General features: G+C 43.7%; 16 protein-coding genes. 3 read left to right on the top strand and 13 right to left on the bottom strand.

Translation table 11 applies throughout. From position 1 onward, the window contains the following. Positions 1-6: 6 nt before the first annotated feature. From oppC to KDW99_RS20105, 3 genes are all read right to left on the bottom strand, one after another. Positions 7-933: an oligopeptide ABC transporter permease OppC gene (gene oppC / locus KDW99_RS20115; RefSeq protein ID WP_255827240.1), complete on the bottom strand. Its 927-nt coding sequence runs from the start codon at positions 931-933 to the stop codon at positions 7-9. 12 nt (positions 934-945) lie between these two features. Then, entirely contained in the window at positions 946-1,866 is a 921-nt protein-coding gene (gene oppB, locus KDW99_RS20110) for an oligopeptide ABC transporter permease OppB (protein WP_255827239.1), read from the bottom strand. A gap of 168 nt (positions 1,867-2,034) precedes the next feature. Continuing rightward, positions 2,035-3,645, bottom strand: a complete 1,611-nt coding sequence (locus KDW99_RS20105; protein ID WP_255827238.1) for a peptide ABC transporter substrate-binding protein — start codon at positions 3,643-3,645, stop codon at positions 2,035-2,037. A gap of 372 nt (positions 3,646-4,017) precedes the next feature. On the opposite strand from KDW99_RS20105, the gene cysZ reads away from it, so the two are divergent. Both cysZ and KDW99_RS20095 read left to right on the top strand, forming a co-directional pair. Then, on the top strand, positions 4,018-4,797 hold the full coding sequence (gene cysZ, locus KDW99_RS20100; RefSeq protein ID WP_255827237.1) for a sulfate transporter CysZ: 780 nt from the start codon (positions 4,018-4,020) through the stop codon (positions 4,795-4,797). After that, on the top strand, positions 4,797-5,639 hold the full coding sequence (locus KDW99_RS20095) for a response regulator (protein ID WP_255827236.1): 843 nt from the start codon (positions 4,797-4,799) through the stop codon (positions 5,637-5,639). Before cysZ ends, KDW99_RS20095 begins: the two co-directional genes overlap by 1 nt. A 105-nt stretch (positions 5,640-5,744) precedes the next feature. Here KDW99_RS20095 and phoR read toward each other — a convergent pair whose 3' ends face one another. From phoR to KDW99_RS20050, 9 genes are all read right to left on the bottom strand, one after another. Next, positions 5,745-7,088 (bottom strand): phosphate regulon sensor histidine kinase PhoR, encoded by a 1,344-nt coding sequence (gene phoR, locus KDW99_RS20090; RefSeq protein ID WP_255827235.1) that lies wholly within the window; start codon positions 7,086-7,088, stop codon positions 5,745-5,747. Beyond that, positions 7,085-7,780 carry a phosphate regulon transcriptional regulator PhoB gene (phoB, locus tag KDW99_RS20085; protein WP_255827234.1) on the bottom strand — a complete coding sequence of 232 codons (696 nt, stop codon included), beginning with the start codon at positions 7,778-7,780 and terminating at the stop codon, positions 7,085-7,087. The genes phoR and phoB overlap by 4 nt, the downstream gene beginning before the upstream one ends. Before the next feature lie 84 nt (positions 7,781-7,864). After that, positions 7,865-8,719: a 4-hydroxybenzoate octaprenyltransferase gene (gene ubiA, locus KDW99_RS20080; RefSeq protein ID WP_255827233.1), complete on the bottom strand. Its 855-nt coding sequence runs from the start codon at positions 8,717-8,719 to the stop codon at positions 7,865-7,867. Next, positions 8,716-9,276: a chorismate--pyruvate lyase family protein gene (locus KDW99_RS20075; protein WP_255827232.1), complete on the bottom strand. Its 561-nt coding sequence runs from the start codon at positions 9,274-9,276 to the stop codon at positions 8,716-8,718. Before KDW99_RS20075 ends, ubiA begins: the two co-directional genes overlap by 4 nt. Positions 9,277-9,282: 6 nt before the next feature. Next, a complete protein-coding gene (locus tag KDW99_RS20070) occupies positions 9,283-10,551 on the bottom strand; it encodes an HDOD domain-containing protein (RefSeq protein ID WP_255827231.1) in 1,269 nt (422 codons plus the stop codon). Between the two features lie 231 nt (positions 10,552-10,782). After that, the gene (locus KDW99_RS20065) at positions 10,783-11,562 is read right to left on the bottom strand and encodes an amino acid ABC transporter ATP-binding protein (RefSeq protein WP_370646857.1); all 780 of its coding nucleotides are present in this window, start codon (positions 11,560-11,562) and stop codon (positions 10,783-10,785) included. 22 nt (positions 11,563-11,584) lie between these two features. Further along, positions 11,585-12,685, bottom strand: coding sequence for an amino acid ABC transporter permease (locus tag KDW99_RS20060; protein WP_255827230.1), 1,101 nt, complete (start codon positions 12,683-12,685; stop codon positions 11,585-11,587). Positions 12,686-12,695: 10 nt separating this feature from the next. Further along, complete coding sequence (locus tag KDW99_RS20055; RefSeq protein WP_255827229.1) at positions 12,696-13,871, bottom strand: amino acid ABC transporter permease; 1,176 nt, start codon at positions 13,869-13,871, stop codon at positions 12,696-12,698. Between the two features lie 111 nt (positions 13,872-13,982). Beyond that, positions 13,983-15,008: an amino acid ABC transporter substrate-binding protein gene (locus KDW99_RS20050; RefSeq protein ID WP_255827228.1), complete on the bottom strand. Its 1,026-nt coding sequence runs from the start codon at positions 15,006-15,008 to the stop codon at positions 13,983-13,985. A 552-nt stretch (positions 15,009-15,560) separates the two neighbouring features. Between KDW99_RS20050 and lrp the strand changes: the two genes are divergently transcribed. After that, positions 15,561-16,037, top strand: a complete 477-nt coding sequence (gene lrp / locus KDW99_RS20045; protein ID WP_110577100.1) for a leucine-responsive transcriptional regulator Lrp — start codon at positions 15,561-15,563, stop codon at positions 16,035-16,037. Positions 16,038-16,082: 45 nt separating this feature from the next. Here the strand turns inward: lrp and KDW99_RS20040 are convergent, their stop codons facing one another. Further along, entirely contained in the window at positions 16,083-16,772 is a 690-nt protein-coding gene (locus KDW99_RS20040) for a helix-hairpin-helix domain-containing protein (protein WP_255827227.1), read from the bottom strand. Between the last annotated feature and the right edge of the window lie 58 nt (positions 16,773-16,830).

Genomic DNA, 16,830 nt, shown 5'->3' with positions numbered 1-16,830 from the left:
ACCTCCTTAGCGGTCTTTTGGATCAAGCGCATCGCGTAAGCCATCGCCGAGGAAGTTAAAACAAAATAGCGTTACTACTAAGAAGCTCAGTGGCCAAGCCAATTGCCAGATGGCAATTTCCATGTTCTGCGCGCCTTCGGAGATCAATGCGCCCCAGCTCGTCATTGGCTCTTGAACACCCAGTCCCAAGAAGCTAATGAAAGACTCTAACAAGATCATATTTGGTACCAACAAGGTCGCATAAACGACCACAATACCCAGTACGTTTGGCACTATGTGGCGCAAGATGATTTTCGGAGTCGACACACCGCAAGCGTAAGCCGCTTCGATGTACTCTTTGTTTTTTAGGCTCAAGGTTTGGCCGCGAACTATCCGCGCCATATCGAGCCAAGAGATCGCGCCAATGGCGACAAAGATCAAAAAGATATGACGACCAAATAACGTCATCAAAATGATCACGAAAAACATGAAAGGAAAGGAGTTAAGAATTTCTAAGAAGCGCATCATCACGCTATCAACACGTCCACCAATGTAACCCGATGCTGCACCGTAAAGTGTCCCAATCACGATAGCCACTACGCTGCCCATGATACCGACCAATAACGAAATTTGACCGCCTTGCATAGTGCGAACAAAGATATCGCGACCTAAGGTGTCGGTACCAAAATAATGGCCGTTTTCAATATTAGGGCGGCCCAATACTGAAATATCAGATAGCGCTTCCCAGTCAATATCGTCGTAATTCCATTGACTGAAAAATGGACCTAGCAACGCAATGGCGGTGATAATGGCTAGAACAACTAAGCTGGTAACCGCGGCATGGTTAGAAAAAAAACGACGACGAGCGTCTTGCCATAAACTGCGACCTTCGACTTCCACCACTTTTTCGGCGAACTGTTCGACGGCCTGAACTTTGTCTTTTGTAGTAATCATAATTGCGTGGCCTTAGTAGCGAATTTTTGGATCAATGACAGCGTATAAAATATCGACAATGGCATTGAATAGAATCGTTAATGTGCCGACTAAAATAGTCACACCCATAACCATGGAGTAGTCACGATTCAGTGCGCCATTGATAAAGTGCTGACCAATACCGCCGGTACCAAAATACACATCGACAATCACAGAACCTGTCACTATGCCGACGAATGCTGGCCCAAGGTAGGAAATAACGGGCAGCATAGCTGGACGCAAAGCGTGTTGGAAAATAATGCGATACTTCGGCAAACCTTTGGCGCGCGCGGTACGAATAAAGTTGGAATGCATAGTTTCAATCATGCTGCCACGGGTAATACGTGCGATTTGAGCGATGTAGCTGGTGGACATAGCGATGACCGGCATGACTAAGTAAGGCCAAGCCCCACCGTTCCAGCCACCAGGTGGCAGCCAATGGTTATAAATAGAGAAAAATAGGATACACAAAGGAGCTAACACAAAATTTGGCAACACAATCCCGAGGTTAGCAAAGCCCATGACACTGTAGTCTAACCAAGAGTTTTGGCGTAATGCGGCGATAACGCCACAGCCGACACCAATGAGAAGGGCGACCAGAAAAGACCAAATGCCAATTTCTGCAGAGACAGGAAAACTCTGACCTATGAGCTCATTAATAGTGAAATCTTTGTAGCGAAAAGAGGGTCCAAGATCGCCTTGGAGTAAGCCGCCAAGGTAATAAAAATATTGGTTAATGACCGGCTCATCTAAATGGTATTTGGCGTTAATGTTCGCCAATACTTCTGGTGGCAAAGCTCGCTCGCTTGAAAATGGGCTGCCAGGAGCAGAGTGCATTAGGAAAAAAGAAACCGTAATCAAAATCAACAACGTTGGAATGGCTTCTAAAATGCGTTTTGAAATAAATGTCAGCATAAAAATTACCGGATTAGACGCTATAAATAACGGCCAATACTAGGAACCTGTAGGGAATTTAAGAGATGCCCAGCGCAAAAACGCTGGGCATGGTGTTAACAAAAAGTACTTTTAATTTCTAAGTACTTTTTAAATTTCTAAGTACTTTTTAATCGAGAAGACAAAATCTTAGTGTTTGATGATGTACATATCACGCACATAAACGTTGTCTTCTGGGTTAGGCATGTAACCGCCTAGGTAGCTTTTTACCAAACGTTTTTCGGTATATTGGTAAATAGGCGCAACGGCCATATCCTGTTCAATGGCGATTTCCTCTGCTTTGTTGTAGTTCGCCGCAGGGTGCTGCATGGTACGAGCATCGTGTAACAGCTTGTCGTATTCTGCGTTGCTGTATTTGCCGTCGTTGTTACCGTGAGTGGTGGTTAGAAGATCTAGCATGGTAGAGGCTTCATTGTAGTCTCCAATCCAACCTGCACGTGCCACATCAAATTGCTGATGTTTTTTCGTTTCTAGGTAAGTTTTCCACTCTTGATTTTCCAGTGTGACGTTTACCCCCAAGGTTTTTTTCCACATTGACGCAATCGCAATGGCGATTTTCTTATGGTTTTCGTTGGTGTTGTAAAGCAAGCTGAAAGACAGAGGGTTACTTTTGCTGTAGCCCGCTTCTTCTAACAATTCTAAGGCTTTCTCGTTACGCTCTTTTTGTGTCCAAGTTGCATACTCAGGTGTCGCTGGAGAGAAGTCATTTACCACTTCTGGCGTAAAAGAATATGCAGGTAGTTCCCCCGTGCCTGTGACGAATTTTGTGATCACATCGCGGTCGATAGCGTAAGACAAGGCTTTACGTACGCGTACGTCGTTGTACGGTGCTCTTGTTATGTTGTACTGATAGTAATAAGTACCTAATTTTGGTGTAACAACAACTTCATCCGGGATATCACGCATTAGTTGTTTAAAGTGGTCATTTGGAATCTCATAGCTTAGATCCATTTGGCCCGCTTGGAAGCGCTTCAGCTCAGCGTTAGGGGATTCAATTGGTAGATAAGTAACCTTGTTAATGATGGTTTTAGCATCATTCCAATAGTTTTTGTTACGAGTGAAGACCATTTTTTCGTTGACGATCCATTCGTCCATTTTGTAAGCACCGTTAGATACCATGTGCTCTGGTTTTGTCCAATCGTCGCCCCATTTCTCGACCACTTTTTTAGGTACTGGGAACATGGTTTGGTGAGCGGTCATTTTTACAAAGTAAGGTACAGGGCGCTCAAGTGTTACTTGGAATGTGTAAGGGTCTAGTGCTTTGACGCCAAGTGTAGAAGGATCGGCTTCGCCGGCAATAATTTTAGTTGCGTTGACAATCGATGGGATTTCCATGAACCATGCATATGGTGAAGCAAGCGCTGGGTCAACCGCACGTGTGAAAGCGTAAACAAAGTCTTCAGCGGTGACTGGGTCGCCATTAGACCATTTGGCATCTTTGCGGAGGTGAAAGGTGTATTGCGTGTTGTCAGCGTTTACATCGAAGCTTGTTGCCACACCTGGGACTTGGTTACCGTCGCCATCTTGGTTATACAAACCTTCAAACAGGTCTTTTGAACGAATAGAGCCTGGCGTGCCTTCCATTTTTTGTGGATCAAGTGTTGCTGGTTCTGCACCACCACCACGAACAAGTTCTTGTTTAGCGGCGAGTTCTACGCCTGCTGGTACGTCTGCCGCTTGGGCTTGCATGGCAAAAAGAGTAGTAGCCATTATGGCACTGGCGAGTAATGTCTTTTTCATGTTGAGTATGTCCCTTGTTAGTTAGCTTTTGTGTGCAATTTTTTTATATTTAGACGCGTACCTGCACTGGCGTGTATTCGTCTTACGCTTTCATAGTTCACCAATTTACAAAAGGTCACAATCGAAATTGCGTATCAGGTCATGCGTCTGATAAATGTAAGTTTTATAAAAGAGTGATGGAAATGGCTGGTTTGGCATCTAAAGCGCTTGAACGAGAAGCGGCTTCAGTTTATAGCCTTTCATTTGAAAGGCTTTGTGGAGCCGAGAAAGTCGTCATGATATTCTGTGGTTATTAGATAATATTTGATCGAAGGGGCTTAGGAAGATGCGAATAAGTCTACTAAGCCTCAACTTTAGGAGTGATTTGGCATCGTGATTACACACCCATTTAAAGCCGCGGGGGCTTTTTTTAAAGCGTTCCCTTTAGTTTTTTCAAAAGATTTAAGGCTGTTTATATTAGCGCCTTTGTTAGCGAATTTTGTATTGGTCGGCTTATTGTACATGGTCGCTTTTAGCTATTTTCAGACATTAATGGATTCTGCCATGGGGTATTTACCCGAATGGGTCTCCTTTTTAAATTGGCTGTTTTATTTGATTTTTGCGGCCATTATTAGCGTGCTTTTGTTCTATAGTTTTTCTGTTGGGGTGAATATCTTAGCGGCGCCTTTTATGGCGTTTTTGGCGGAAAAAGTAGAAGAGAAAGAAACGGGGAAAGTCTTTGATGAAACGTTGACTGCTGGCGTTCTTATGGCGATTGTCGGTCGTAGTTTACAGAGAGAGTGCCAGAAAATATTGTATTTTTTACCGCGTTTTGTTTTGCTGTTGTTATTGTCTTTTATTCCTCTGGTTAATGTGATTGCGCCAGTTTTGTTATTATTATTTTCAGCTTGGATGTTATCCCTTCAATATATGGATTATGCCTTCGATAATAACAAGGTTAAATTCCATGATATGAGAATGGCGTTACGCTCTAAACCTTTGTTATGTTGGACATTTGGCGGGATAGTAATGGTCGGATTGACGATTCCTTTCTTTAACTTATTCGTTATGCCAATTGCTGTAGTGGCAGCCACACTTTTGTGGATTTCGATTTTTAGATCAGAGCATGGGGATTTTTCTGCCTTGTTAGATCGCACTAATGGAACTTTGTAATGTCATTAAAAATTTTGGTAGTAGATGATGCTTCTTTCACTCGTGATTTGATTCGCCGCTCATTGAAAAAGCAATTTCCAGCAGTGGAAATAGAAGAAGCGGTAAATGGCCGAAAAGCACAGCAAATGCTGACAAAGTCTCAGTTTGACATGGTGTTGTGTGACTGGGAAATGCCTGAAATGACTGGTGTTGAGCTGCTTAAATGGTGTCGAGAGCAGCCTAAATACAAAAAAGAAGATGTGCCATTTGTGATGATTACTAGCCGTGGTGACAAAAGCCATGTGGTGGAAGCTGTGCAGTCTGGCGTGACGGATTATTTGGGCAAGCCGTTTTCTAGTGAGCAGTTAGCCAATAAAGTCATATCCGCTGCGAAAAAGCATGGTCTTGATAAAAAACTAACGTCACAGAAATCTCGTGAATCTGTCTCTCCTGGTGGCGTCAGCTCAGCATCGCTAGACGTATTGATGGGAGCGGGCAAATCCGCTCCGGTAAAAGCCACTAAGTTTACCAACCCCGACGCGCCCGTTGTATCAGTAAAGGATGTCAAAATCCCGACCATGGTGCGTTTCGAAAGCAAACAGTTCCGTTGCATGGTTATCCAGTTTAGCAAGACCGAAGCGACCATGCTGATTAAGAGTGACGACGTCGTGCCGCAAGTATTGGGGCAATCGGTATTGGATTTGGAGCATAAAGGCGTGACGAATCGCTTAAATTATTATGTGCAGTCCGTTGCGACGACAGAGAAAAAACATAACTCGACATTTTTAACCGTTACCTTGAGTCTGATCGATCAAGACAGCGAGAAAGAGGCTTTTATTAGCCAATTGTTTGAGAGCTTATAAAAGACCTTCGCTCGTGACGTCGTGCAAAGATCTCTATAAGTATTTTTTGGGTTGGATTTGAATGATCTATAAAGGGAAGCATGAGTGTCATGCTTCCCTTTTTTATTATTGATCTGTTGACGGTGTTTCATCGGTATTGAATGCGATCGCTGGAATCGTATCATTTCTGGTTCGATTCGCTGGGAAATGGCACGAAAACGTACTTCCAAAACCAGGCTGACTGCGAATTTGTAGCTTGGCATCGTGATGTAATAGCACATGCTTTACGATGGCTAGGCCAAGACCTGTACCGCCGGTTTTAGAGCCTCGCCCTTTGTCGACTCGGAAGAAACGTTCTGTGAGTCGAGGAATGTATCTTGGCTCTATGCCAATGCCAGAGTCTTTTATAGAGAACACACCATTAAACTCACTGGACTCCCATTTGATCTCAATCTCGCCGCCATCTGGTGAGTATTTGATGGCGTTAAAAATCAGATTGGAAAAAGCACTATAGAGCTCTTTGTAAGAGCCGTACAAGCGAGCTTCTTCGGGAATTTGCAAATTAATAGAGTGTTTGTCCGTCAACACTGGCGTAGTTGCATTGGTAATGGTTTGTACTAAGTCTGAAACTTTATGCCATTGGTTCTCTTCGCGTTTGTCATTACTCTCCAAGCGAGAAAGCAGTAACAGATCTTCGATGAGTTGTTCCATCCGCTCAGATTGCTCAGACATATTAACAATGCCTTTTTGCATGCTTTTTGGCAGACTGTCCTTGAACATGTCGAGGGTTTCTAAGTAGCCCTTAATAACGGTAAGCGGCGTTTTTAATTCATGGGAAGCGTTGGCAACAAAGTCTTTGCGCATCTGTTCTAGCAAGTGTAAGCGCGTCACATCACGAACAAAAATCAGGTGATCATTTTTATCGTACAGCGTGGTTTGGATTTCTAAATAGACGCCATCTTTGGCAGGCGACTTGATGACCAAAGGCTCACCAAAACGTTTTTGGCTAAAATAACGGAAAAATTCTGGGCTACGGACAATGTTGGTGATGATTTGGCCGCGATCGACGGGGCGCATTAAACCGAGAAAGTGGGCCGCCGAGTTATTCCACCATTCCAAATTGCCTTGGTTATCCGCCATGATAACGCCTTCTTTTAAGGCGGTGGTGGAGCTTTCTATTCGGGTTAGCGCTTGGCGCATGCGACGCTTGGATTTGCGCTGTTTTTTATGTAATCGATAAACCGCATCGAATACTTCGCCCCAAATTCCGCTGGCCTCTGGTGGTGCAGCACGACCAGAATGACGAAGCCAATTATGGAATTGGTAGAGCTGATAAAGCTGCCAGTACAGGGAACCTAAAACGTACAGCAGCAAAACACCCAACAACTGACCTATTACTAGGCCTATTACAATACAGGCCGCGAATCCTGCGAGCCAAGTAATAATAGTGTTTCGCCAAACTGTTTTCATACGGACCTTTTTGCTGAGAAGCGGTAGCCTGTTCCTCGTACTGTTTGTATCAAGAAATCATGAGTACTACCAATGGCTTTGCGTAAACGACGTATATGAACATCAACGGTACGTTCTTCAACGTAGACATTTCCTCCCCATACTTGATCCAACAATTGCGCTCTTGAATAGGCACGCTCTTGGTGGGTCATGAGGAATTTGAGTAGACGGTATTCTGTCGGCCCCATGTCTAAAGGACGACTGCCTATGGTAACGCGTTGGCTAATTGGATCAAGGGTAAGACCTTCAATTTCAATTGGCTCATCAACCCCTTGAGGCGTTGCACGGCGTAATACTGCTTTGAGTCGAGCAACGAGCTCGCGAGGTGAGAAAGGCTTGGTGATGTAATCGTCCGCGCCGACTTCTAGACCTTGGATTTTGTTGTCTTCTTCACTTTTCGCAGTCAGCATAATGACTGGAATTTCTGCCGTTGTGGGGTCTTTTTTCAATCTGCGAGTCAGCTCAATGCCGCTACCGCCAGGCATCATCCAATCGGCAAGAATCAAATCCGGACGATGGTCCACAATGATTTCATGGGCTTGCTGAATGTTTTCTGCTTCCAAATACTCGTAGCCCGCCATTTCAAGTGCAATGGCGATCATTTCGCGTATGGAAGATTCGTCGTCAATAATTAATACTTTTTTACCGGTCACAGGATTCATCCTCATCTCAGGAACGGTTTCATTAAAGCGATCTAATGTGACAATTCGGTTACATTGTCACAACTTTGCCACATATTACATAAAATAGCTTGCGACCAGACCGATGAAAACACAGTAACCAACGCGGTTATTGTCTAAAAATGAGCGAAAGCAAGCTTGTCGATCACGCTCTTTAGCTTGATTAAATTGCTGATAAAAGAGTCCAATACACACCACGAGTGATACAAAGTATAGCCAATGTAATCCGGCTAGTAGACCAATCCAGGTCAATAAAGACAAGGTTAGACCTTGTAGGCAAACAATGACGAATAAATCATATCTGCCAAATAAGATGGCGGTGGATTTGATGCCTATTTTGAGGTCATCTGGACGGTCTGTCATTGCATAATAGGTATCATAGGCAATGGTCCAAAAGCAATTGGCGACAAACAGCATCCATAGCTCAGGATCGGTTAAATCTCCTCCCTGTGCACTGTAGGCCATGGGAATTGCCCACGAAAAAGCCAAGCCAAGAAACAACTGGGGTAGATGGGTATAGCGTTTCATAAACGGATACAGAGCAGCCAAGCCTAAGCCTACGAACGACAGTAAAATCGTTTGCAGATCGGTAAAAAGTACTAAAACAAAGCTTAAAATCGACAAAGCACAAAACAGAACAAGTGCTTCTTTTTCAGATACTCGGCCCGACGGTAGCGGGCGGTTTTTAGTACGATCAACATGACCATCGACCTTTCGATCCGCGTAGTCATTAATCACGCAACCCGCAGATCGCATGCTAAAAACGCCTAAGATAAAGATAACGATCAAATGCCATTGAGGCATACCATCGGCTGCCAGCCATAGCGCCCATAATGTTGGCCACATCAGTAAGAATGAACCGATAGGGCGGTTGAATCGAGTGAGTTCTGCGTAGTCTTTAAGTTTGTTCATAACAATCCAAACGGCGGTTTTAGTTGGTTGATCTCATCAAAGAAAGCTTCATTGACCAATATTCCAGGGCCAAACTGATGAAACACAGAGCGTCTCGCCCACAAAGCATTAGGTTGGTTTGGAAACATGCGTTTTGGTAACTGAGTGACCTCAATGCAACTTCGAGACAGGGCCTTATGTTGAAACAGATAGCCACCTAATGGCTTGTCTTTTAAATGCTTTACATGTCGCCAATGGCCTTTCAATGACCTCGCCGGAATGATTGAGCGAGCATAAATAACGGCTCTTCCATCGACGTTAAGCAAGACAGTACGAATGCGTGCCGCTTCTCTTGGTCGCAACGCTAAGCGTTTTCGTTCTCTTGCTGTTGGGATCCCCCAAGAGTCTTCAAGCACATCAACCGTCAATGTTCCTAGGCGTCTAAGCTTTGCTGTTAAAGAGTCTTGAGTGACGAGCCAAGGCCATAAATTTTTCGGTACTTTTACCTTACTAATTTGGTGTATGGGCGACCATCGGTAGTCAAATTGCTGCGCGGCAGAAGCGTTCATTAACGTCATAATTAATTAGGCGTTCATTTTATTAATTAAGGCGACCATCTTGTGGAGCTCTGTTGATTTTTGATAGATGGCATCTCTGCAAGCTTCCGCTTCTTCTAACGTCAATCCAACTTCTAACAATACGGATGGTTCAATGACGTCGTTATGGCGTAATTGATACGAAACGTTAAGCAACTTCGCCAAAATGGCATGTTCGCCATAATAATGAGGCTTTTTGCTGTAGCGAATAGCTGTCCAAATGTTGTCAGGCAAACTCCAGTAGCGTAACAACCAAGAGCCTAATTGTTCCTTGGTAAAGTGCAATATTTGCATCTCGATCAATTCAGACGATAGATGAGCATTAGCTTCTTGGTATCGAGACAGAATCGAAAAGTGCGGCGGTAAAATAGTGCTAATTGCCAAGTAGCCAAAGTTATGTAATAAGCCTGCAAGATAAGCATGACCTAGTTTAGGGCGATTTTGTACCGGCATCGTTTTGACTAAGGATTCCATCAAAACGGCGTTAGAAACGGAATCGAGCCAAAAGTCTTCATAATGACGTGGGCCGTCTTCTGGAGTTTGAAAGGCATTACCCATTGATAAGCCAAGCGCTAAATTCATCACCATATCAAAGCCTAGAACTCGGATGATCGCATCTTCTACTGATTCTATAGAGCCAGGGGCGCCATAGTAGGGGGATGACGCCCAGCTGATGACTTGAGCGGCTAAGCTAGGGTCGAGTGCAATGACTTCGCATAACTCATCTGTGCCGGCGGTCTTGTCGGCTGAAAGGCGTATTATACGATGTGAAGACGCTGGTAATGGGGGGATTTCTAATGTTTCTTCGATGCGCTGCTTGAGACGAATAGATTGAAAGCGTCCAAGTGCTTTAAGAATTTGTTCTTCGTCGTTTTCGTGATTATCGACAGGACGAGATATCGCCTGCGTGTTAATGGAAATATTTTCAAAGCGATTTAATGGACCAGAGAACAGCTCTTTTAGTGCCATAGAGTTAATGTCGTGATAAGGCCCATCGACTTTAGTGCGTATCGAATAGGTTGAATCTTGTAGCATGCTGGCTTCGAGTATGGTCGCGACACTATTTGGCTTGATCAGTGGATCGCCTGAGCTTTGAAAATTGCTGACAGGCTCAAAACGACGTTTAGTAATACGAGAGACTGCGGAGATGTCTAGCATGTTGCTTTCAGGAAAAATAACCTGCAAACGACCTGTGTGATCGGCTAAATGTACCACCCGTAATCTTTGGTTTGGCTGAAGGTCTACGGAAGATTCCATACATTTTCCTGTTAAAATGGCTGACACAAAAAAAGCCCCGATGCGGGGCTTTGTGAATATAACAGATTTATAGAGATCGTTGTACGACTACTGTGCTCATCAATACTTTGTTAAAAACAGACTCAAAATGCTCATTTATAACCCATAGACTCCGCTTTTTCGTCTGTTTTTGCCTAGTCTTGACTTTGCTCGTCACATCGTACAAAGGTCTCTTTTAAGTTTTCGTTCTGATTAGTGATTCAAAATTTGGCTTAAGAACATTTGCGTACGGTCGTGTTGAGGGTTGTCGAAGAATTCGTGAGGCTCATTGGCTTCAACAATTTCACCGGCATCCATGAAGACAACACGGTCAGCAACCGTTTTAGCAAAGCCCATTTCATGCGTTACACACACCATGGTCATGCCTTCTTCGGCTAACTGAACCATTACGTCCAATACTTCTTTGATCATTTCAGGGTCTAGTGCCGAAGTTGGCTCATCAAACAGCATGATACGAGGCTGCATACACAAACCACGAGCAATCGCCACACGCTGTTGCTGACCACCAGATAACTGACCTGGGTATTTCAATGCTTGGTTAGCTATTTTTACACGTTCTAGGTAATGCATCGCCATTTCTTCAGCTTCTTTCTTGGGTGTTTTACGAACCCAAATCGGTGCCAAAGTTAGGTTTTCTAGAATGGTCAAGTGAGGGAACAAGTTAAAGTGTTGAAACACCATACCCACGTCTTTACGGATCGCTTCGATGTTTTTCAAGTTGTTGTTCATCTCAACGCCATCAACCAGAATTGAGCCTTTTTGGTGCTCTTCTAGACGGTTGATACAGCGGATCATAGTCGACTTACCAGAACCAGAAGGACCACACACAACGATGCGCTCGCCTTTCTTGATGCTGAAGTTGATATTTTTTAGTACGTGAAAATCACCATACCATTTATTTACATCGTTAAATTCGATGATGTTCTGTTCGCCTGCCGCTAGTTGGGCACGAGCCATATCTGTATTTGTCATTGCAAAGACCTCAAATTCTTAACTAATTACGCTTGTGCCCAGTTTCTAATTTACGCTCAATCGACATACTGTAGCGGGACATGCCAAAACAAATTGCCCAGTATATCAAAGCGGCGAAAGCATAACCTTCGACGGTGGTACCCAACCAGTTTGAATCGTGGTTAGCGGCTTGAATTCGACCCAAGAAGTCAAACATACCTACTATGTACACCAATGTTGTATCTTTAAACAAAGCAATAAAGGAGTTTACTATGCCTGGAATAACCAGCTTTAATGCCTGTGGCAAAATAACGAGAACCATTGATTGCCAGTAGGTTAAACCCATAGCATCAGCGGCTTCATACTGGCCTTTAGGTATCGCCTGTAGACCACCACGAACCACTTCGGCCATATAGGCTGCAGAGAACAAAGTAATACCAATCAGAACACGTAATAACTTGTTGAAGTTCAGCCCTTCTGGCAAAAACAACGGAATCATTACGGACGCCATGAACAAAATTGTGATCAATGGTACTGCACGAATGGTTTCGATAAATACCACACAAACAGATTTCGCAATCGGCATCTCCGAACGTCTACCAAGCGCTAATATAACCCCTAGTGGGAAAGACGCTACGATACCGATAACACCCAGTAGTACTGTAAGGAAAAGGCCACCCCACAAAGAGGTCTCTACAACTTCTAGACCAAATACACCACCAGCAAACAAGAAGTAAGCCACAATGGGATAAACCACGATAATAGCGATAGAAAGGTACAGCTTATTAATCGTCTTAACGGCAAAAGCCCCTACCATAACCACTAGTAGAATCACGGCTAAATTAATACGCCATGTTTCCGCTTCTGGATACAAACCGTACATGAATTGATCAAAGTACACACCGACGAAAGCCCAGCAGGCACCGCCAGCAGTACAAGCCGCTTTAGATGAACCTTCCCATGTTGCATTGATAAAAGCCCATTCAATGACAGGGGGAACAAGCAAATACAATATATAAATGCTAAAGAAGGTTAGAAATATATTAAGTGGGGACGAAAATAAGTTCTGACGCACCCATGCCACAGCACCAACCGATGTTACTGGTGGTGGGAGGCTTGGTGATGGTTTAAAGATAATAGCCATGATCTGCCTCCTAGCGCTCAATTAATGACATTTTACTGTTGTACCAGTTCATGAATACCGAGATCGATAGACTTAATGAACCGTACACCAACATACAAAGACCAATGGTTTCAATCGCCTGACCTGTTTGGTTTAGCGTCGTACCCATGACTACAGCAACCAGCTCTGGGTAAGCAATAGCGGCACCTAACGAAGAGTTCTTCGCCAAATTCAAATATTGACTAGTGAGTGGCGGGATAATGACGCGTAATGCTTGAGGTAAGACAATCAGTCGTTGTGTCATATTGTCACGTAAGCCTAAAGAGCGAGCGGCTTCAGTTTGCCCCCAGTTAACAGACAATATGCCTGCACGCACTATCTCGGCGATAAAAGCACCCGTGTAAGTAGACAAAGCGACGAGCACCGCAACAAACTCTGGCGGAAGCACCATACCACCGGTCACGTTGAAGCGACTTTTTTGCGGTAAATCAAACTCTATTGGAAACCCTGCCATGGCAAGGAAAATAAAGGTAATACCGACAATAACACCCAATGAAGACCAGTAGGCAGGAAACCACAGTCCCGTTTTTGTCTGGCGTTTTTTGGCCCAAATGATAAGAGCGATAGAAGCGACAATCGATAGAATGAAACCGAAGATTACCAGTCCAAAGCCATCTTGAGTGATTGGGTTTGGTGAGTAGATACCGCGTTTATTAAGTAAAAAGTCGGCAAACTCATAACTCTCACGTGGTGCAGGTAACGCGGCAAGTACCGCAAAATACCAAAAGAACATCTGCAGCAACAATGGAATGTTTCGCAGAGTCTCAATATAGACAGTAGCTAGGCGAGCTACTAACCAGTTTTTCGATAAACGGGCTAGACCCATTATCACACCAATAATGGTGGCTAAGACAATCCCCAATAGGGAGATAACAAAGGTGTTGATTAAGGCAACAACGAACGCTCGTCCGTAGGTATTAGCCTCTGTGTATTCAATAAGGTGAATAAGAATCGGGAAGCCAGCAGGTTCATTAAAAAATGAGAAACCAGTGGAAATCCCTCGGTTATCGAGGTTGGCCTGAAGGTTACTAAATAAGTAATAACCTGCAAAAACCACCATCGCTAGCAGCAAAATTTGAAATATAAGCGCACGATTTCCCGCGTCGTTCAAAAAGCTGTTATTGCTCGGAGTTGTATTTTCGCTCATCTTGGTTCAGGCAATGAAATGCTCGTCAGATGTGTAAGAAAGGGGGAAGAAACCCAGCGACGATCTAGTCGCTGGGTAAATACCCAAGCAGAGAATTATTTGCTTTAGGTATTAACGAACTGGTGGCGCATACATGATGCCGCCAGCTTCAGTCCAAAGTGCATTAAGACCACGTGGAAGATCTACAGGAGTAGAAGGTCCAACGTTACGCTCAAACACTTCACCGTAGTTACCTACGTTAGCGATGATGTTATACGCCCAGTCAGCAGGAAGATTTAGTTGAGCACCCATATCACCATCAACACCTAGTAAGCGTTTGATACCTGGATCATTGGACTCTTTTTTGATCTTAGCGACGTTTTTGGACGAAATACCCATTTCTTCAGCGTTAACCTGAACAAACATTGCCCAAGTAACGATGTCTTTCCACTGGTTGTCGCCGTGACGAACAACTGGGCCTAATGGCTCTTTAGAAATGGTTTCTGGAAGAATTAGGTGAGCCGATGGATCTGCTAGCTTGGTACGGTGAGCCGCAAGACCTGATTTGTCAGTTGTGTAAACGTCACAACGACCAGAGTCATATGCTGACAACGCTTCATCTGCTTTTTGTACCACAACTGGTACATAAGACATTTTGTGTTTACGGAAGAAATCCGCCATGTTCAATTCTGTTGTTGTACCTTGCTCTGTACAAACCGTTGCACCATCAAGGTCCATTGCAGATTTAACGCCTAGGTCTTTACGAACCATAAAACCTTGGCCGTCGTAGAAGTTAACCGCTGTGAAATCTAGACCCAAAGACGCGTCACGTGTGTAAGTCCAAGTTGTGTTACGAGCAAGAATATCGATTTCACCAGATTGTAGAGCGGTGAAACGTTCTTTAGCAGAAAGGGGAGTGAATTTAACTTTTTGAGGGTCACCAAAAATTGCAGAGGAAACCGCACGACAAGCATCTACATCGATACCGCTCCAATTACCTTTGTCATCAGCATTAGAGAACCCTGGAACACCTGTACTGACGCCACATTGAATAAAGCCTTTTGCTTTGACGTCATCAAGTGTTGCCGCAGCAGCACCGGTACTTATGGTTGCTGCGATTGCAGCAGTCGAAAGTAATTTACCAACATTCGATTTCATTATATTGAGCCTCCCAGGCGTTTTTTATATATGTTGTAACTTGCTTGATTCTACATTGCAGATTTTCAAACCTGTGTTTTAAACACAGCAAAGTTAGTGCCAACATTTAATTATTCTTGTTGTAAGGTATATGCAGACGATTCCTCTAAAAGATCATCCCATACCCCTATAGAATTACTCTTTTGAGGAGTAGTCAAGGATAAAATGTCAGGAAAGCTGTGTTGTATGCTTAGTTTTTACACTTTTTGAGCATATAAAGCGCTATTAATTAATCAGCTTAGCTGAATATATCTTTTTATTAAAGCGAGAGAAAACAAGGCTTTCTGAGGAAATAGCATGTATTTTGATGCACAAATATGGGGCATAATTTGAAACAGATGGCTCTATTTTGTGCTAAATGAATTTTTTGCATCATTTTGGTGCTTTATGAAATTTGTTGTGCTTAATTTGAATACCCACACGCAATTTATTGAATAAAGCGCTTTCCATAATTTGCGATCTGCATGGTAGACTTAACCATTAATTGAAGTCATGTAAGGAGATCCACATCAGATGGATAACTCAGCAAAACCGCTTGATCGCTTAGACAAAAAAATTCTTCGTGAACTGCAAATTAATGGCCGTTTATCGAATGTAGAGTTAGCTAGCCGTGTCGGGTTAAGTGCGACTCCTTGTTTGGAGCGCGTACGTCGTTTGGAACGTAACGGTTACATTACGGGCTATTGCGCTTTGGTTAACCCAAAGAAAGTGGATGCAGGATTGCTGGTTTTTGTCGAGATTCGCCTTAAAACCACCTCACCTGAAGGTTTTAATGAGTTTAAAGCGGCAGTGACTGAAATTCCTGAGATTTTGGAATGTCACCTGATTGCCGGTGACTTCGAATACCTTTTGAAAGCACGAGTATCCAACATGGACTCTTATCGTCTTTTGCTTGGTGAAACCTTACTAACACTGCCTCATGTTCGAGAATCTCGCACTTATGTCGCAATGGAAGAGGTAAAAAACACCACAGTAGTCAACATTCCTTAGAAAATAATCTAGTAAAGTGGCCTGCCTACGCAGGCTTAATACGGATCATTTTGTCAATTCAGCGAGTATTTTTCCCAGCATTACAGGCCCCATCCCTTTTACATTAAGTACGGATTTTTCTGAGTGAAAAGGGCGCTCTGCAACGAGTTTTTCAAGTATTTTCTTCGGCACGCCTTTCACTTTTAGAAGCTTGTCCACTTTTGATTTATTGATGACGAGATAGCCATCGGCGTAACCAGTGACGTTTTTTTTTACGTTTTTCGACTTTTTTACGGCAGGGTTTTCTGTTGCTACTTTTGGTGTCGATACTGCCTTTTCTATCTCTGGTTCGTTAATTTGCATCGTCGGAATAGAGTAATCTGAAGGCGCTTCAACGTGGTAAGGCACATCGAAATAGGCTGAATCACACAAGGTGTAATCGGCTCCATTCCATTCGCTAAGTTGCAATACGAGCTGCCAAGTCCCTGGGTGAGGTTGTTGGAATGCTAAATCATAGGAGCAGTCTGAAAGAAAATGCTGGCCTTTCATTTCACCTAGTGTAGTTGAAGCGAGCACGACACTTTCTGAGTTTCCTGTATCTTGACGCAGCGCTCGTAATTGTATGCGTAATGTACCACTGAGGTTTCCCGCTGGCCTATCACTGTTAATACGCTGAGTGGTAATAATGACTCTGTCATTTTCGATTCGATAGCCGCAGCCTTGGATCGTTAGATGTGCTTGGTTTAAAGCATTCATGTGAGTTCCTTCTTGCGAATCGATTAAGTCGGCTTTTTAGCTTACGGAATTTTTGATC

Source organism: Marinomonas rhizomae, assembly GCF_024397855.1.
Taxonomy (GTDB): Bacteria; Pseudomonadota; Gammaproteobacteria; order Pseudomonadales; family Marinomonadaceae; genus Marinomonas; species Marinomonas rhizomae_A.
This window is presented reverse-complemented; position numbering and strand designations above follow the sequence as displayed.